This is a genomic window from Brevibacterium sp. JSBI002, from assembly GCF_026013965.1.
Classification (GTDB): Bacteria; Actinomycetota; Actinomycetes; order Actinomycetales; family Brevibacteriaceae; genus Brevibacterium.
In genome coordinates this window covers 3,503,569-3,520,643 of record NZ_CP110341.1, presented here as the reverse complement: position 1 = coordinate 3,520,643, position 17,075 = coordinate 3,503,569, and the positions used below count along the sequence as shown (strand labels likewise).

Annotated in this window: 14 protein-coding genes and 1 pseudogene; 11 read left to right on the top strand and 4 right to left on the bottom strand. The window is 64.3% G+C overall.

The genetic code is table 11. The features are described from left to right. Positions 1-13 precede the first annotated feature (13 nt). Positions 14-1,472 (top strand): annotated as a pseudogene (locus LJ362_RS15915) (dihydrolipoamide acetyltransferase family protein). 244 nt (positions 1,473-1,716) lie between these two features. Here the strand turns inward: LJ362_RS15915 and LJ362_RS15910 are convergent. Then, positions 1,717-2,676 (bottom strand): protein kinase, encoded by a 960-nt coding sequence (locus LJ362_RS15910; RefSeq protein ID WP_264799987.1) that lies wholly within the window; start codon positions 2,674-2,676, stop codon positions 1,717-1,719. Positions 2,677-3,262: 586 nt separating this feature from the next. On the opposite strand from LJ362_RS15910, the gene rpmB reads away from it, so the two are divergent. The 7 genes from rpmB to LJ362_RS15875 all read left to right on the top strand — a co-directional run bounded on the left by rpmB (position 3,263) and on the right by LJ362_RS15875 (position 9,361). Then, the gene (gene rpmB, locus LJ362_RS15905) at positions 3,263-3,499 is read left to right on the top strand and encodes a 50S ribosomal protein L28 (RefSeq protein WP_039211930.1); all 237 of its coding nucleotides are present in this window, start codon (positions 3,263-3,265) and stop codon (positions 3,497-3,499) included. Beyond that, a complete protein-coding gene (gene rpmG / locus LJ362_RS15900) occupies positions 3,499-3,666 on the top strand; it encodes a 50S ribosomal protein L33 (protein WP_039211931.1) in 168 nt (55 codons plus the stop codon). Before rpmB ends, rpmG begins: the two co-directional genes overlap by 1 nt. 6 nt (positions 3,667-3,672) lie before the next feature. Beyond that, positions 3,673-3,978 (top strand): 30S ribosomal protein S14, encoded by a 306-nt coding sequence (rpsN, locus tag LJ362_RS15895; RefSeq protein WP_169253553.1) that lies wholly within the window; start codon positions 3,673-3,675, stop codon positions 3,976-3,978. A 69-nt stretch (positions 3,979-4,047) separates the two neighbouring features. Next, positions 4,048-4,335, top strand: a complete 288-nt coding sequence (locus LJ362_RS15890) for an HU family DNA-binding protein (protein ID WP_025779153.1) — start codon at positions 4,048-4,050, stop codon at positions 4,333-4,335. A gap of 237 nt (positions 4,336-4,572) precedes the next feature. Next, entirely contained in the window at positions 4,573-6,630 is a 2,058-nt protein-coding gene (locus LJ362_RS15885) for a bifunctional copper resistance protein CopD/cytochrome c oxidase assembly protein (RefSeq protein ID WP_264799985.1), read from the top strand. A gap of 432 nt (positions 6,631-7,062) precedes the next feature. Continuing rightward, on the top strand, positions 7,063-8,421 hold the full coding sequence (locus LJ362_RS15880) for an MFS transporter (protein WP_320109134.1): 1,359 nt from the start codon (positions 7,063-7,065) through the stop codon (positions 8,419-8,421). Between the two features lie 193 nt (positions 8,422-8,614). After that, complete coding sequence (locus LJ362_RS15875) at positions 8,615-9,361, top strand: 3-hydroxybutyrate dehydrogenase (protein WP_264799984.1); 747 nt, start codon at positions 8,615-8,617, stop codon at positions 9,359-9,361. Between the two features lie 89 nt (positions 9,362-9,450). On the opposite strand, the gene LJ362_RS15870 is transcribed toward LJ362_RS15875, so the two are convergent. Further along, positions 9,451-10,326, bottom strand: coding sequence for a LysR family transcriptional regulator (locus LJ362_RS15870; protein ID WP_264799983.1), 876 nt, complete (start codon positions 10,324-10,326; stop codon positions 9,451-9,453). Between the two features lie 140 nt (positions 10,327-10,466). Between LJ362_RS15870 and mmsB the strand changes: the two genes are divergently transcribed. The 3 genes from mmsB to LJ362_RS15855 all read left to right on the top strand — a co-directional run bounded on the left by mmsB (position 10,467) and on the right by LJ362_RS15855 (position 14,428). Next, complete coding sequence (mmsB, locus tag LJ362_RS15865; RefSeq protein ID WP_139468974.1) at positions 10,467-11,372, top strand: 3-hydroxyisobutyrate dehydrogenase; 906 nt, start codon at positions 10,467-10,469, stop codon at positions 11,370-11,372. A gap of 205 nt (positions 11,373-11,577) precedes the next feature. Next, a complete protein-coding gene (locus LJ362_RS15860; protein ID WP_264799981.1) occupies positions 11,578-12,315 on the top strand; it encodes a YggS family pyridoxal phosphate-dependent enzyme in 738 nt (245 codons plus the stop codon). Between the two features lie 178 nt (positions 12,316-12,493). Further along, entirely contained in the window at positions 12,494-14,428 is a 1,935-nt protein-coding gene (locus tag LJ362_RS15855; RefSeq protein ID WP_264799980.1) for an NHL domain-containing thioredoxin family protein, read from the top strand. Positions 14,429-14,642: 214 nt separating this feature from the next. Here LJ362_RS15855 and LJ362_RS15850 read toward each other — a convergent pair whose 3' ends face one another. Both LJ362_RS15850 and LJ362_RS15845 read right to left on the bottom strand, forming a co-directional pair. Further along, positions 14,643-15,692 (bottom strand): hypothetical protein, encoded by a 1,050-nt coding sequence (locus tag LJ362_RS15850; RefSeq protein WP_264799979.1) that lies wholly within the window; start codon positions 15,690-15,692, stop codon positions 14,643-14,645. A gap of 393 nt (positions 15,693-16,085) precedes the next feature. Next, positions 16,086-17,045 (bottom strand): hypothetical protein, encoded by a 960-nt coding sequence (locus LJ362_RS15845; RefSeq protein ID WP_264799978.1) that lies wholly within the window; start codon positions 17,043-17,045, stop codon positions 16,086-16,088. Between the last annotated feature and the right edge of the window lie 30 nt (positions 17,046-17,075).

Genomic DNA, 17,075 nt, shown 5'->3' with positions numbered 1-17,075 from the left:
AGGAGAGTCAAGAATGTCTTTCGAATTTCCTCTTCCCGACGTCGGTGAGGGCCTGACCGAGGCCGACATCGTCGCGTGGAAGGTCGCCCCCGGCGACACTGTCACCGTCAACCAGATCCTCGTCGAGATCGAGACCGCGAAATCGCTCGTCGAGCTGCCCAGTCCGCAGGCCGGCACCGTCGGTGCGCTCCTTGTCGAGGAGGGCCAGACCATCGAGGTCGGCACCCCGATCATCCGGTTCGGCGGAGATGATTCCAACGCCGAGGCGGCCCCCGCCTCTGCTGGTGCGCCGGCTCCCGGTTCGGCTGAGAAGTCGACCGATGCCTCCGGTGATGCCGACGGCGGGGCCACTCTCGTCGGTTATGGAGCGAAGGAGACGTCGTCGAAGCGGCGTCCGCGGAAGGGCGCTTCCGTCCCCGCTCCCGCCGCTGGCGCCGCTCCGGCAGCGTCGGCTGCTCCGGAAGCGTCGGCTGCCCCGGCTGCGGAGGCGGCCGTGCCTGCACCGGCAACAGCTCCGGCGGCTCAAGCACAGTCCGCTTCGGCGCCTGTTCCGGCAGCGCAGTCGCAGTCCGCTTCGGCTCCCGCCTCGCCGAGCAAACCGCTGGCGAAGCCGCCCGTGCGGAAGCTCGCGAAGGATCTGGGTGTCGACCTCTCCCAAGTGACACCGACCGGACCCGCGGGACGTCACGCGCGACGATGTGCACGCCGCCGCCAATCGGACCGCCGCTCCCACGTCGGGTGCGACGGCACCGGCGGCCGCCTCGGCGAGTGATCAGGGAGCGCTCGAAGAGCGGATCCCGTTCAAGGGCGTGACGAAGATGATGGCCAAGGCCATGGTCGATTCGGCATTCACGATGCCGCACGTCACCGAGTTCCTCGATGTCGACGTCACCGAGACCATGGCGATGGTCCGCCGGTTGAAGTCGACGAAGTTCCTGGGCGAGGACGTCAAGGTCTCGCCGCTGCTCATCGTCGCCAAGGCCGTGGCGTGGGCCGTGGGACGCAATCCGCGGATCAACTCGTGCCTCTCCGGCGACGAGATCGTCGTGAAGAAGTACGTCAACCTCGGCATCGCGGCCGCTACTCCGCGCGGACTGATCGTGCCGAACATCAAGAACGCACAGGCCATGGGTCTGGGCGAACTGGCGCAGGGCATTCAGGATCTCACTGCTCTGGCGCGGTCGGGCAAGACGCCGCCGGCCGATCAGGCCGGGGGCACGATCACGATCACGAATGTCGGCGTCTTCGGAGTCGACGCCGGTACGCCGATCATCAATCCGGGAGAGGCCGCGATCCTCGCGTTCGGGCAGGTCCGGAAGAAGCCGTGGGTGGTGGACGACGAGATCGTTCCGCGCGAGATCACTACGCTGTCGGTCAGCGCCGACCATCGTGTCGTCGACGGCGAGATCATCTCGAAGTTCCTCGCCGACGTCGGACGGGGCCTTGAGGACCCGACTCTGATGTTGGCCTGATTCTCGCCCTGGCGCCGGCTTCTGACCGGCTCTGGAGGCTCGAACACCCCGGTTTCGCACAGTGCGAGGCCGGGGCGTTCTGTTCTCGTGGACGGTCGCGGCCCAGCCCAAGGCAGTCAGCACCTGTTCAAATCGGGGCTATCTGCCTAAGACTGGCCCGTGAGCGGATGGTAGGACGGTGACGATCGCCCTGCGCACGGGCGGAGCCGATCCTCGAACGTCAGGGCCGGCCCGACGGTGCGGTCTACCCGTCGAGGTAGGCGCTGTTGTCCTTGGGGCTGCCGTCCTTGACGAGTCGCTTGGCGATGCAGTGGTTGCGGTCGAGTCCCCACGAGCGGCACTGGTCCAGGGCCTGCTCCGGATCGCTGTAGCCGGTGTCGACGACCGTGACCCAGTAGCTGCCGTCCTTGTACGAGGCCCAGTCGCCGCTGTGGATGAGGATTGCACCCGGATACTTGACCTTGTTGGCTTCGTACTCGTTGAGGATGTCCTGCGCTGACCAGGTCTTGCCGTCGGCCTTGAGGCCGACGTTCTTCGCGCTCACCTGAGTCACCCACTCACCTTCGAGGTCAGCGGCCTTTTCGGTGCCTGCCTTCGTATAGGCGTCGAGCTGGTCTTCCGGGCTCTTCGTCGGTTGGACAAGGTCATCCGACGGGCTGGGCGACGGACTCGCCGGCTCGCTGGACCCGACATCGACAGGGATGGTTCCCGAGGACGGCGCGAGCCAGCGGATGCCGAAGAATCCCACCAAGGCCAGAACCATGAGGATGGCGATGATGACGACGGCGATCTTCAGGCCATTGCGCGAGGGAGAATCGTTTTGGACGGCGGGCGGAAACTGCGGGGGAGGAGGAGTCTGGGCTCCATTCTGCGCAGAGCCGCCGACGCCATTGCCGGTACCGCTGCCGGCAGGCCGCTGAGACTGCTGAGAATTCACATACTGGTGGGAACCGGCAGAGTGGGCGTCATCGAAAGGTGAGCGTCCGGCAGGGGCGAAGACATTGCCGCTGTGAGCTTTCGAGATCAACTGTTCGCCCGTGTGCCGTTCGAGGTACTCGTAATAGGTCGAGTTGTCGAAATCGGCAGACGAACGGTCCGCCTCATTCCCGTACGACGGGGTCTGACCAGCGGATTCACCAGAACCCTTGTGCCAGTCGTCGCTAGTCGCCGGACGAATGCGCGGCCTCTGTGGAACGTCGCTCATCAGTCCTCCTGAATGCCAGATGTGGTGGCAATCATCTACTTACCTTGGCACGAGTCGAGCAGTCGTTCAACAGGATCGCCGACAGGACGCGTTGCCGACGAAAGCCTACTGCGGAAATCACCGAGTTGGCTTGGCCCCAGCTGTGAAAGTCCCTCCGGGCATCGACGAAGGTCCCTCCTCGCATCGATGACGACCGTCCAAGCCCTCACACGCAGCCGACTTCAGTGACGAAGACCCCACCGCAGAAACCGGGATGAATTTGCTCTCCGGCCCGCCATCTCAGTAAGATTGATTCTTGTTGTGTCGTAGCAGCCAGGTCACCGATCGATCTGCTAGGACACGCATGGTGCTCACCCACCGCTGCACTCCAGCTTCGGCCATCTCTCACAGGCTACGGCTTCAGCGCTGGTGAGACATCTCGCCCGAACGGGCAAACCTGTTTTGGCGTACACAATTTTCACGGTGACAGTCGAGAAAATTTGTTGATGTCTTCCGACATCGGCGCAAGCGAGCGGGGAGAACACTTCGGTGTGATCCCGCAGGAGCTTGTTTCGAGAGTCGGTAACTTGTGAACTGGAGGAGAGACATGGCAGCAACCTGCCAGGTAACCGGGGCCGTCCCCGGTTTCGGACACAACGTGTCCCACTCGAAGCGCCGCACGAAGCGTCGCTTCAACCCGAACATTCAGAAAAAGCGCTACTACGTTCCGTCGCTGCGCCGCAGCGTCACGCTGACCCTGTCCGCTAAGGGCATCAAGGTCATCGACGCTCGCGGAATCGACGCTGTGGTCAACGAACTCATCGCCAAGGGAGTGAAGCTCTGATGGCTAAGGCACAGGATGTTCGTCCCATCATCAAGCTCAAGTCGACGGCCGGCACCGGGTTCACCTACGTGACCCGCAAGAACCGCCGCAACACCCCGGACCGCATCGTGCTCAAGAAGTACGATCCCGTAGTCCGCAAGCACGTCGATTTCCGAGAGGAGCGCTGAGCGCACATGGCTAAGAAGTCAAAGATCGCAAAAGACAAGCAGCGTCGCGTCATCGTTGAACGCTATGCAGAGCGCCGCGCGACTCTCAAGCGTCAGCTGACCCACCCTGACTCCACCGACGAGCAGCGCGAAGAGGCACGCCTCGCCCTGCAGAAGCTCCCCCGCGATGCTTCGCCGGTTCGCCTTCGCAACCGCGACCAGGTCGACGGTCGTCCGCGTGGCTACCTCCGGAAGTTCGGACTCTCCCGAGTTCGCTTCCGCGAAATGGCTCACAACGGCGAGTTGCCCGGCGTTACCAAGTCAAGCTGGTAATCTCGAGGAAGTTCGTCATCGGAAAAACGGACCGGTGACCTACCGACTTGTCCTAAGGAGGACACTTTTATGGCTAAGAACCGCAGTGAGCTCGTTGCAGAAGTTGCCGAGAAGTCCGGCCTGACCCAGAAGCAGGTCTCGGACGTGCTCGATGGTGTCTTCGATGTCTTCTCCGACGTCGTGGCCAAGGGCGAAAAGCTCACCATCCCCGGCTGGCTCTCCGTTGAGCGCACCGAGCGTGCCGCTCGCAAGGGTCGCAACCCGCAGACCGGTGAAGAGATCCAGATCAAGGCCGGCTACTCCGTGAAGCTGTCCGCTGGTTCGAAGCTGAAGGGTGCCGCTGGCAGCCCGAACTGATCTACGCAGCAGCGTCGAATGGCCCGGATCGTATGATCCGGGCCATTTGCCGTCTCTCAGCGTCTTCAATCGACTCAGAATGTCTTCGAACAGGGGGAGTCGTCTTCCCGTAAGTTCAAACCCATCTTCGCCGAGGCGGCTCCCCGAGATCTCGACCACGAAGAGATCTCCCGGTTGGCAGTGCGGCGACGCCGAACGATATCCTTGGGTCATGTCAGAAGGGGCGGTCCGCGCGCAGTGAGTTCTACAGGTTTCGAGCCGATCACACGGTTCGTGCAACGTGCCACGGTCCCCATCGTCGTATTCCTCGGGGCGATCGCCGGTCTGGCCGCACTCTTCTTCACCGGAGCAGCCAACCCGACTCTGCTCAACGACCCCGGCTCTGTCGTCCGTTTCGGTCTTCCTGCGGCGAAATTCGTCTTCAATACTGCGATGTCGCTGACCGTCGGTGCCCTCATGTTCGCCGTCCTCATCCTCCCGCGAACGGCCGGCGGTCGCGCCCGCAGGCACAAAGCCACGGATGACGACGTTCCCCTCGACCCGCTGTGGACGAAGGCCATTCAGATCGCCGAATACTCCTCAGTCGTGTGGACGCTGTCCGCGGTCGCCGTGCTCGTCTTCTCATTCGTCGACACCGTCGGCGCCCAGGCCTACCTCGACTTCTCGAACCAACTCGGCGTGTTCGTCACTCAGATCGCCTACGGGCAGCTGTGGGTGCTCATCGTCGTCCTCATCGCCGTCGCCTCGACCCTGTGCTTCGGCACCCGCTCCCATATCGGCATCGCCGCCGCCGGAGTGCTCAGCGCCGCCGTGATCCTTCCCTTGGCCCTGATGGGACACTCCGCAGAGGCCTCCGGGCACACACAGGCCGTCAACAGCCTCGGTCTGCACATCCTCGGCGCGGTCCTCTGGCTCGGTGGGCTCTTCGTCATCGCCCTGCTGGGCACTCGACTGGCCGCCTCGAAGAACCTCAAGGCGATCGTCGAACGGTATTCGACGATCGCACTCATCGCCTTCGGCCTCATCGTCTTCTCCGGAATCGTCAACTCGCTCCTGCGCGTGCAGGGCCTCGACGACCTCATGACCACGTACGGGCAGGTCATCCTCGCAAAGGCGTTCGCGACGGTCCTGCTCGGTCTGATCGGATTCTGGCACCGTCAGTTCGTCATCTCCCGCTTGGGCACAGCAACCTCGGCGACGGTCGAATTCTGGCGCCTCATCACCGTCGAATTCATCCTCTTCGGAATCACGATGGGAATGGCCGTGGCCTTGGCCCGGTCGCAGCCGCCCGTGCCGCAGGAGCCGGTGGGCGACCCCACCCCGGCCGAGATCCTCACCGGTGATCCGCTGCCGCCGAAGCCGAACCTGTCCCGCTACTTCAGCGAATGGTCGATGGATCCGCTGTGGATCGCGATCGCAGCGGGTGCCTCGATCGCCTATGTCGTGGCGTTCATCAACCTCCGCCGCCGAGGCGACAGATGGCCGGTGCTGCGCCTCATCAGCTGGCTGGTGGGCATGGTCTTCCTCGTCTACGTCACCTCGGGAGGACCCCGGGTCTACGGCGAGGTGCAGTTCTCCGCGCACATGATCGAGCACATGCTCCTGGTCATGGTCGTGCCCCTGCCGCTCGTGCTCGGCGCACCGATCACCATGCTCATGCGCGGAACGAAGGCGCGTACGGACGGGTCCGCCGGCCTGCGCGAATGGGTGCTCTGGCTCGTCCATACTCCGTACCTGCGCTTCTTCGCGCACCCGATCGTGGCGAGTGTGAACTTCGCGGGTTCCCTGGTCGTCTTCTACTACTCGGGAATCATGTACTACGCGCTCGATACTCATATCGGGCACGAACTGATGATCGCGCACTTCCTCGGCGCCGGGTACCTGTTCGCCCAAGCCCTCATCGGCATCGATCCGGGCGTCAAGCGCCCCGTCTTCCCGATGCGGCTCGTGATGCTGCTGGTGACGATGGCCTTCCACGCCTTCTTCGGCATTTCGATCATGAGTTCGAACGTGCTCATCGCCGGAGACTGGTTCGGCAACGTCGGCGCAGGATGGGGCTACACGGCGATCGACGACCAGCAGCTCGGCGGTTCCATCGCGTGGGGCATCGGCGAATTCCCGACCCTGTTCATCGCGATCATGGTCTGCGTCCAATGGGCGAAGTCCTCGGACCGGGAGGCCAAGCGCATCGACCGCAGCGAAGACCGCACCGACGACGCCGAGCTCCGCGCCTACAATGCGATGCTCGCCTCGATGGCCGAACGCGATGCGAAGGCGCCTCCGCGCCGCCGGTGAGGTGGAGGCCGACTCGGTGGGGTCGGACCACGTCCTGCGGGTGGCCGCGTCGCCAGGATAGGGTGGGACTGCCTCGGCGTTGATCGGGTGTTGCTGCGCGGGCGCGCGGCGAACCTCCGCGGATGACCATCCGCACTGCAATCAGCCTTGCGGTCACCAAGCAGGTACAGCTGACTGCTGCACAACCGCTGTGCACGAATGTGCACCGGAAATTCTCGGATTATGGCCAGGTCGTTACCAAAAACTCCGTAACGTGGCGCACACTGATCCTTAGATGAGAAATATCCAACCGCCCGAAACACTGCGCTGAAGCAGGGGTACACCGGCCGCGCCGATGCGGTCTGAGTGCCCCGGGTTGTCAGCCGGTCGGCGCCGGAGCAAGCCTATTCGCGCATTCAACGGTGATGCGGATTGTGGAAACGAAGGAGTCCCATGAGTTCTCAGAACAATGCTGAGAGGAAGTCGATCCGCGCTCAGCTGCGCAAGGTCGTTGCTGCCTCGATGGCCGGAACAGTCGTCGAATGGTACGAGTTCTTCCTCTACGGTTCGGCCGCCACGCTGGTGTTCAACCACATTCTGTTCCCGCCGTCCGACAATCCGCTGACGCCGATCCTGGCAGGCTTCGCCACCTACGCAGTCGGATTCATCGCCCGCCCCGTCGGTGGCATCGTCTTCGGTCACTTCGGCGACAAGTACGGACGCAAGAAGCTGCTGCAGCTCTCGATCGTCCTCGTCGGTGTGGCCACGTTCCTCATGGGCTGTCTGCCGACCTTCGACCAGATCGGCTACCTCGCTCCGATCCTGCTCGTGCTGCTGCGTGTGGTCCAGGGCTTCGCGGTCGGCGGCGAATGGGGCGGAGCTGTCCTTCTCGTGGCTGAGCACGCTCCGAACAAGGAGCGCGGCTTCTGGGCGTCATTCCCGCAGTCCGGCGTGCCCTTGGGCAACCTGCTGGCCACCGCGGTTCTCTTCGTCCTCACCGCAACGCTGACCGAAGAGCACTTCCTGTCGTGGGGTTGGCGTGTATCATTCTGGCTCTCGGCTGTCATCGTTCTCATCGGCTACTACATCCGCACCCGCGTCTCCGATGCGCCGATCTTCGACGAGGTTCAGGCTGAGGAGATCGACGAAGGCGTGGACTACGGCGTCAAGGCCGTGTTCAAGCGCTACCCGCGTGAGGTCTTCGCCGCGATGGGCCTGCGTTTCGTCGAGAACATCCACTACTACCTCGTGGTGACCTTCTCGATCACCTACCTCGCCACGCAGGTGAAGATCGAATCCGCCGAGATCCTCGGTCTCCTCCTCGGCGCCCACGCGATCCACGCAGTCCTCGTTCCGCTCGTCGGGGCTGCCACCGACCGGATCGGACGCAAGATGCCCTACGCCGTGGGCATCATCCTGACTGCAACGTGGGGCTTCTTCGCCTTCCCGATGTATGACACCGGTAGTGCCGGCATGATCTTCCTCGCCCTCCTCATCGGTCTCGTCTTCCACGCACTGATGTACGCGGGCCAGCCGGCGATCATGTCCGAGATGTTCCCGACCCGCATGCGCAACTCGGGCGTCTCCACCGGCTACCAGGTGACGGCCATCGTCGCTGGATCCTTCGCGCCGATCATCGCCACCGCACTGCTCGACGCCTTCGACTCCTCGGTGCCGATCGCGCTTTACCTGCTGGCCGCTGCGATCATCTCGTTCATCGCACTCATGTTCACCCGCGAGACCAAGGGGATCGACCTGCGCTCGCTCGACCATGCAGACAAGGTGCGCCGCGGAGTCGCCACGGCCAGCTGAGGCCGGATGGTGACCCGGTGAGGGGCGGTGTCGGTGAATATCGGCACCGCCCCTTTGCCTGGCGCCGACCTCACCTGTCGGACTGCGACCTACGCTCGGCAGCCGCCTCGGCGCCCACCTTGATGATTCCTCGGCCTCCGCAGGGTTGAAGTTGGATACGCACGACAGATTCGAACCACGAAAGGCACATCTCATGGGAGACCTCACCGGCAAACGCGCCCTCGTCACCGGCGGAGCATCCGGGCTCGGCAAAGCGATCGCTCAGTCATTCGAACGAGCCGGAGCCTCTGTCATAGTCGCCGATGTCGACGCCGACTCGGCACAGGCCGTTGCCGACGAGATCGGCGGCGAAGCGTGGGCAGTCAACCTGGCGGACACCTCGGCGCTGGACGGCACCGATCTCGACGTCGACATCCTCGTCAACAACGCCGGCATCCAACGGATTCACCCGATCACGGAATTTCCGCTCGAAGACTGGCGGCTGATCAACACGCTCATGCTCGAAGCACCGTTCGTGCTTACGAAAGCGGTGCTGCCGAAGATGTGCGAACGCGGCTGGGGGCGCATCATCAACCTCTCGTCCGTCCACGGGCTGCGCGCCTCGGCGAACAAGTCCGCCTACGTAGCGGCCAAACACGGACTCATGGGGCTGACGAAGACGACCGCACTCGAAGCCGGACCGCACGGAGTGACGTGCAATGCGATCAACCCCGGCTATGTGCTCACGCCCCTGGTCAAGGGGCAGATCGCCGACCAGGCGAAGACGCACGGCATCAGCGAGGACGAGGTCCTCGAGCAGGTCTTCCTCGGCCATTCCGCGGTGCCCAAGCTCGCCGAGCCCGAGGATGTCGCGGCCATTGCGCTCTTCCTGGCCGGGGAGCATGCCGCGGTCATCAACGGCAGCGCTCACAGCATCGACGGCGGTTGGGTGGCAGCCTGAACTGCCCCGCATCTCGCTCCCCCTCCCAGAACTACCTGACGGCGGCCCAGCAACCTCGCGCGAGTTGCTGGGCCGCCGTCAGGTAGCAATTAGAGGGATTCTAAGACTTTGCGGACTCCGGCGTTGCGCAGGGACTCGTGGCGGACCGAGGCCCAATAGGACACCTGCTTGGAGAACAGCTCGGGCAGAACCTGCACCAAGCGGGAGTTTCCGTGGGCGAGGAAGTCCGGCAGGATGCCGATCCCGGCCCCGTGCGAGGTCGCGAGCACATGCGCATGCACCGAGGTGGACCGGAAGAATCCCCTCCCGCGCGGAAGTTCGTCGGCTGCTTCGTCGAGATCATCGACCCGCAGCGAATTCTCGATGTAGTAGACCATCCGGTGGTCGGCCAGATCATCCAGCGTCTGCGGCATCGGATGCGAGGCGATGTAATCCTGCGAAGCGTAGAGCTGGAGCCGGTAGTCGCGGATGTGCTTGGCGATCGAGCGTGGGGCATCCGGACGCCCGACGACGATCTCGATATCGACGCCCGACCGATATTGCCGGGCCCGCTGCGTGGCGGTGATCAGTTCGATCTGCAGTCCCGGATGCTGCCCCTGCAGTGCGGTGAGAGCCGGAACGGCGTACTCAAGAGCGAAAGCCTGCGGGCAGGCCAGCCGGATCGTCCCGGACAGAGCGGAGTTCGAGTGCGCATCGATGCGCCCCAGAGCGGCCTCGATGTCCTCGGCGATCGGCAGCAGCTGACGCCCGGCAGCGCTGAGCTCCCACCCGTCGGGCGAGGCCACGAGCACGCGATCGCCGTATGCCTTCTCAAGTGCGGCGATGCGCCTGGAGACTGTCGTGTGGTTGAGACCGAGGCTGTGTGCCGCGGCCGTGAACTTCCCCAGCCGGGCGACGGCGAGCAGAGTCAGCAGATCCTCGGGGGCGATCTGCGGACCGGAACTGCCAGGTGCATAGGAAGCCATAGTGGCCCCATTCTATCTGCGTCCGCGCACATAACCGGTGCGGAAGAGGTGAGGCTCCCCGCCGGGCTTCCGCACGTTCACTGGCGTACTGTGAGAGGGAACACGTAAGAGTTGCTGAACATGATGCGAGGAGGCATATTATGTCGACGATTGGATGGGTCGGCCTGGGAAATATGGGCCGCCCGATGACTGCGAACCTGGTCAAGGCCGGTCACACCGTCAATGGTTTCGATCTCGTCCCCGAGGCCGTGGACGCAGCCGCGAAGAGCGGGGTGAACCCCGTGAGTTCCATCGCCGAGGCGGTCGCCGGTGCCGATATCGTCTTCACGATGCTGCCCAAGGGCGAGCACGCGCGCACCGCATACCTCGAGCCCGACGGAGTCCTGGCCAACGCAGACCGGAAGACCCTCCTCATCGATTCCTCGACGATCGACTTCGATTCGGCCCGCCTCCTCCACTCCGAGGCGAAGAAGGCAGGCTTCCGCCTCATCGACGGTCCCGTCTCCGGCGGCGTCACCGGTGCCGAGGCCGGCACCTTGACGTTCATGCTCGGCGGCGACGACGCCGACATCGAAGAGGCCCGACCCGTCATCGAGGCAATGGCCGGGAACATCTTCCACGCCGGCGGTGACGCCGCAGGTCAGGCCGCGAAGATCGTCAACAACATGATGCTCTCGATCAGCCTTCAGGGTGTCGTCGAAGGCGCTGTGCTGGCCGATCGCTTCGGCCTCGATCCGAAGGTCTTCCACGATATTGCCAAGGTGTCCTCCGGCGACTCCTGGCCGCTGCGGACCTGGTATCCGGTGCCCGGCGTGACCACCACGGCCGCGGCGAACAACGAGTTCAAGCCCGGTTTCGCCACCGCACTCATGCACAAGGACGTCGGCCTGGCCCTCGCCGGCGCCGAGACCCAGGGAGTCGACCTCCCGGCGGCCACCCTCGTTCATGCACAGCTGCAGAAGCTCATTGACGAAGACCTCGGCGGACTCGACACCTCCGCGCTGATCAAGAACATCGACCCGAACGCCGAGGGCCTGCCGAAGTAAGCACTCAACCGACGCCGAGGCGGTTGGAACAACCGACGCCGAGGCGGTTGGAACAAGCACAGGCCGCTCACAACGGCGGCACCGAGCTGCGGACGATCCAGGTCGAGGAATCACGATGATTTCGACCCGGATCGTCCGCAATTCGTTTCTCGGCCGGCATCCTCGGCGACCTGAAACTTCGCGCGGCTCATGCAAGACTGGAGACATGAGTACGCCTGATTCCCCCTCACTGTCCGCCTACGACATCGCAGCCATCATCGGCAACCTCGACGAGGTGGCTGACCGTGCCCGCGCCGCCGCCGAGTCGAGCGGTCGCAGCGGTGACGATGTGCGCGTGCTGCTGGCCACGAAGACGCAGCCGGCAGAGAAGATCCGCGTCGCCCTCGAGCACGGGTTCACCCTCATCGGCGAGAACAAGGTGCAGGAGATCACCGGCAAGGCCGAGGCTCTCGCCGACCTCGATCCCGAGACCCACCTCATCGGACCGCTGCAGCGCAACAAGGTCAATCACACCCTGCGGCATGCTCAGTGCGTCCAGTCCGTCGACAACCTCTCGCTGGCCGAGAAGATCAACAACCGCCTCGACGTCCTCGATGAGACCGTCGACTACTTCATCCAGGTCAACACCTCCCGCGAGGACTCGAAGTTCGGTGTCGCACCCGAAGACGCCGAGGAGCTCATCAGCGCGACCCGGGACCTTGGTCGGATGCGGCTGCGCGGACTCATGACGATCGGCCTGCCCGGCAGCAGTCCCGAAGAGATCCGCCCCAGCTACTCCGACCTGCGCGAACTCAGCGAGAAGCTGCGCGGAGCCGGGGTCATGCCCCCCGAGGCGACCGAGCTGTCGATGGGCATGAGCAACGACTTCGAACTCGCCATCGCCGAAGGCGCCACGATCGTCCGAGTCGGTTCGAGCATCTTCGGCGCCCGCGACTACTCCTGACCGGCAGTCCTTCCCGCCGCTGATCGGCAGCGGCCGGAACCAACGCCGGACTGGTTGCACTCGGATCCGGCACCGGCCTGCCCGCGGACGGAGCCAACACCGGACCGGGCGCGAGCGGCACTGTCACACAATGACACCGGGGAGGCCGCCTCGGTGGGGGATCTGCGATCATAGAATCATGAACAGCAGTCCAGATACTTCTTCGTCAGCCACCTCGTCGGCACGGGACGTCAAGGTCCGTGCGCCCGAACTCGTCGGCCGCCGATGGATGAACTCCGGCGGCAAGGATCTGACACTGGCCGACCTGCGCGGAAAGGTCGTCCTCCTCGACTTCTGGACCTTCTGCTGCATCAACTGCCTCCACGTCCTCGACGAACTGCGCCCGTTGGAGGAGAAGTACGCCAAAGAACTCGTCATCATCGGCGTGCACTCGCCGAAATTCGAGTTCGAACGCACCGTCGAAGCAGTCGACCAGGCCGTGGAACGGTACCAGGTCGAGCACCTTGTACTCGACGATCCCGACCTCGTCACCTGGCAGGCCTACACCGCCCGCGCCTGGCCGACCCTGGCGGTCATCGACCCTGAGGGCTACCTCGTGGCGACCATGTCCGGTGAAGGCCACGCGGCCGGTCTCACCGAGATCATCGAGGGCCTCATCGAGGAGCACTCGGCCAAGGGCACCCTCCACTCGGGTGACGGCCCTTACGTTCCGCCGCCGGCCCCGGAGACGGACCTGTTCTACCCGGGAAAGGCCACGCGGCTGTCCTCGGGCCACCTCATCGTCGCCGATTCCGGACACCACAGCCTCGTCGAATACGACAACGACGCGGCCACGATCATCCGCCGCATCGGCACCGGTGAGCGCGGGGCAAACGACGGCGACTTCGCCTCGGCGAGCTTCAGCGAACCCGGCGGCATCACCGTGCTGCCTGCCGACCTGGCTGCCGAGGTCGGCTACCAGCTCGTCGTCGCCGACACCGTCAACCACACCCTGCGCGGAATCGACCTGGAGAACGAGACGGTCACGACCATCGCCGGCACCGGTGAGCAGCACATGGTCGGCGCCATCGACAACGTCCGTGGCAAGCCCGGTGAACTGGGACGATACGACGGACCCGCGCGTGACGTGAAGCTGTCCTCGCCGTGGGATGTCCTCTTCGTCCCCTCCACCGCCGAGGTGGTCGTGGCGATGGCAGGCAACCACACCATCTGGTCTTTCGATCCGAAGGACGGCACGATCCGCATCCTCTCGGGCACGATGAATGAGGGCCTGGTCGACGGCGACGGCGAGTCGGCGTGGTTCGCCCAGTCCTCCGGTCTCGACCTCGGGCCCGCGGGCGAGGTGTTCGTCGCCGACTCCGAGACCTCGGCGATCCGCCGCCTCGACCCCGCCACCGGTGAGGTGTCCTCGCTGGTGGGCGTCGGACTCTTCGACTTCGGCTTCCGCGACGGACCGGCCGCCGAAGCCCGCTTGCAGCACCCGCTGGGAGTGCGCAGCCTGCCTGACGGGTCGGTCGCGATCGCCGACACCTACAACGGTGCGATCCGCCGCTTCGACCCGAAGACCGAGGAAGTCACGACCCTGGCGCGCGGCCTGCGCGAGCCCTCGGACATCGTCCTCATCGACAATGAGGACACCCCCGATGACGCCGAACTCATCGTTGTCGAGTCCGCTGCGCACGCACTCACCCGGGTGAAGCTGCCCAAGGACGCCCAGAAGGTCGACGAAGGCGCATTGACGACGAAGCGCCCTTCGACCGAGATCGCCTCGGGTCCGGTGTCGCTGACCGTGAGCTTCACTGTCCCGGCTGGTCAGAAGCTCGACGACCGATGGGGTGATCCCACGTTCCTGCAGGTGTCTGCGACGCCGCCGGAACTCATCTCCTCCGGAGAAGGCGGAGCCGAGGGGCTCAGCAGAGATATCGTCATCAATCCCGAGTTCACCGAGGGAGTGCTGCACGTGACAGCGCGTGCTGCAGCCTGCGACGGTGAGCCCGGGGGAGAGATCCCGCTGCACGCGGCCTGCCACCTCTACCAGCAGGACTGGGGCATCCCCGTCGAGCTCGTGGATTCGGCTCCGAACGCACTCACCCTCGACCTCCGCGGCGCCTGAGCGCTCGGCCACCGAAGCGAGGGCCGCTGTCGATCAGGGGACGATAAATGCCATAATTGCCGAGACGACCATGCGTGGCGATTGTTGGGTCGATCCACGGCGTGCAGAGGGCCGAAACCACCGTGGATCGACCCAACAATCGGCTGATTGGCTCTGTGGCGAGCCGTACCCCAGCTGAAGAACGTCAGCAGGGACGCTTCGAATGAACGCTCGCTCAACTGAGGTACGTCGCCAGAATATGCTTGAACGTGTCCATATCTGTTCGCTTCGAGACCCGAAGGACCACCCATCCTTCGGCCTCCAGCAGCTGCCGACGCTCGATGTCCACGCCGAATTGGTAGGACGAAGTCCTGTGATGGTCACCTTCGTATTCGATGGCGAGCTTGATATCGGGGTACCCGAGGTCAGGACGGAGAGCCGCTGAGACCGTCGAACACCTCACCTCCGGGTGGACGACCGGCTCTGGAAATCCGTTCTCGATGATCCACAGTCTCAACCACGTTTCACGCGGAGAATCGACTGTCTCGCGGATCAGTGACAACGCCCGCCGTACCGATTTTCGAGCCTTGAGATAGTGGCTTGCCTCGGCCCTCGCCCGAAGCTGATCGAGGCTGGTGAGCGGACCACTGTTCTGTCTGCTGATCGCCGCGTCGCCCACTGCGACCAGGTCATCTGCGCCGAGCAGCGGGGCAAGCTCGAAGAACAGATCTGTGGCTGAAATCAACGGCAGGTTGTAGAACTCAGTGATGTCGAAGCCGGATCCTCGGTGGAGCTGCACGGCTCTTCGCCGAATCCTCAGACCTCGGTCGCTGGTGATGACGTGCGTGTCGAAGTCCGTGAGCTGGTGAGGCAGTGGCAACCCGTAGAGTACAGCGGCCGTGAGGGAACAGCCGACGACATTCGGGTGCAAGAGCAGAAGCGCTGAAAGTCTCACTTGTTGCTGCAACCACTGGTGACCCGCCCACGGAGGGCAGAGAACACGAGAGCTTGGAGCGGCTTCAACCCACACACCGCGGAAGACCTGTATGAATCGAGACCGGTCTTTCAGCGCGAATTCCGTGAGCCCCCGCGCTTCGAGATCGCGGTGCATAAATGGGACGGGTGCCGTCTGGAAATCGGCAGGCGACCGAATCGTTGTGTGCATGAAAGTCAGGATCCTGCACACGCAGTCAATAGTGAACGTGGCAGGATACGCCTGTGGACACTTTCTGCTGGTCCTCAGGAACCGGTGTGGGAGTGCAGAGACAGCCTCAACCCTGGCCAACGGCGGTTTATACACGGTCCGGTCGCAGTCCGCTGTAACAGGGCGAGTAGTCCATCCACAGGAAAGAACGTGTGAGTGGGGCTTCTTGAGTCACGTTTGAAGCCCCGCGCAGTGCGATTGTTGGGGCGATCCACGGCGGTTTCAGCGCCCTGAACGCCGTGGATCGACCCAACAATCACTTTGGTGTGGAGAATAGCGAGAGGCGAAGCCGCCGGAGGAACGGACTCAGGCCCGTGGCGGCGGAGCCGGACCTCCGCGGGATGAGCCGGCTGCCAGGCACGGGCCTGACGCCGCGCGCGGCATCCGCAGCTGCTAGGCCCCACCGGCGCCCGCCCGTAGGCCCTCGAGAACTGTCGCGCCCGCAGGCCCTCGAGAACTGTCGCCCGCAGCTGGTCAGGCGATGGTGACGTCGCCGAGGCGGCGCGGTTCGAAGCTCACCTGTGAGGACTTGACGACCACCGAGCCGCCGAGGACGAAGGAGAGCTTCTCGTCGAAGTCGTGTTCGGCAGCGGTGACGATGTCCCGGTAGCGTCCTTTGACCCGCACCTCGACAGTCGAAGGAGTGAGTTCGAGATCGTTTCCGGACGAGGTCAGCCCGATCTGCGGACTGCGCTCGAGCGACCAGGAGACATCGCCGATGATCTCGTTGTCCGTGTCGTAGCCGAAGACGCAGCCGGCCGGCATGAGCGTCTTCGACTTCATGCAGTCCTGCAGATGGTCGGTGACCTGCTCCTCCACGGTCTGTTCGAGCTTGGTCGTGGGCTCGGGCGAGAGCTTCACGGTGGGGGAGTCGCCGGGGGCGGTCACCTCGGTGCGTTGGGATCGCGACTTCAGATACGTCGCATCGAAACCGACGAGGTAGCTCGCCGGGAACAGCACGGGCACACTTCCCGTGCTGACCCCGTATCCGTTGACCGTCGCCGTCGACGAACCGGAGACGTCCAGGGTCAGGGTCGGCCATTCTTCCTGTTCGATGGCCCAGCGGTTGAAGAGTCCCGCGCTGGCAGGCAGACGGACCATGTTGAGATCGACGGTCTGCTCCTGCGAGGACAGGTTGTAGCTGAGGCGGACCTGCGCATGATCGTCGTCGACGGAGACGGTCTCGGCCTCGGGCGCGCGCGGAAGGTCGGGAGCCGCCGAGAGCACCTCGTCACTGAGCGCCAAGGTAGACGACGGAGTCGGCGTGGACAGGTAGGAGAAAGCACTCTGCGCATCGCCGCGTTCGATCGCCGAGATGTAGGCTTCGGCGGCGCGGGCGGGCGTGTAGACGGCGAAGTTGAGGAGGGGGACCGCTGCCACTGTGAGGACGACGACCGTCAGCGCTGAGATCAGAAGTCTGCGCGACGTTCGCATGGCGCTCCTGATTCGGTTGGGGACTGAGGG

What these genes read in the sequence shown, in the direction of transcription:
- LJ362_RS15910 (WP_264799987.1), bottom strand. Translation starts at nt 2,676, where the DNA reads ATGAGCGACGTTCCACAGAGGCCGCGCATTCGTCCGGCGACTAGCGAC.
- rpmB (WP_039211930.1), top strand. Translation starts at nt 3,263, where the DNA reads ATGGCAGCAACCTGCCAGGTAACCGGGGCCGTCCCCGGTTTCGGACAC.
- rpmG (WP_039211931.1), top strand. Translation starts at nt 3,499, where the DNA reads ATGGCTAAGGCACAGGATGTTCGTCCCATCATCAAGCTCAAGTCGACG.
- rpsN (WP_169253553.1), top strand. Translation starts at nt 3,673, where the DNA reads ATGGCTAAGAAGTCAAAGATCGCAAAAGACAAGCAGCGTCGCGTCATC.
- LJ362_RS15890 (WP_025779153.1), top strand. Translation starts at nt 4,048, where the DNA reads ATGGCTAAGAACCGCAGTGAGCTCGTTGCAGAAGTTGCCGAGAAGTCC.
- LJ362_RS15880 (WP_320109134.1), top strand. Translation starts at nt 7,063, where the DNA reads ATGAGTTCTCAGAACAATGCTGAGAGGAAGTCGATCCGCGCTCAGCTG.
- LJ362_RS15875 (WP_264799984.1), top strand. Translation starts at nt 8,615, where the DNA reads ATGGGAGACCTCACCGGCAAACGCGCCCTCGTCACCGGCGGAGCATCC.
- LJ362_RS15870 (WP_264799983.1), bottom strand. Translation starts at nt 10,326, where the DNA reads ATGGCTTCCTATGCACCTGGCAGTTCCGGTCCGCAGATCGCCCCCGAG.
- mmsB (WP_139468974.1), top strand. Translation starts at nt 10,467, where the DNA reads ATGTCGACGATTGGATGGGTCGGCCTGGGAAATATGGGCCGCCCGATG.
- LJ362_RS15860 (WP_264799981.1), top strand. Translation starts at nt 11,578, where the DNA reads ATGAGTACGCCTGATTCCCCCTCACTGTCCGCCTACGACATCGCAGCC.
- LJ362_RS15855 (WP_264799980.1), top strand. Translation starts at nt 12,494, where the DNA reads ATGAACAGCAGTCCAGATACTTCTTCGTCAGCCACCTCGTCGGCACGG.
- LJ362_RS15845 (WP_264799978.1), bottom strand. Translation starts at nt 17,045, where the DNA reads ATGCGAACGTCGCGCAGACTTCTGATCTCAGCGCTGACGGTCGTCGTC.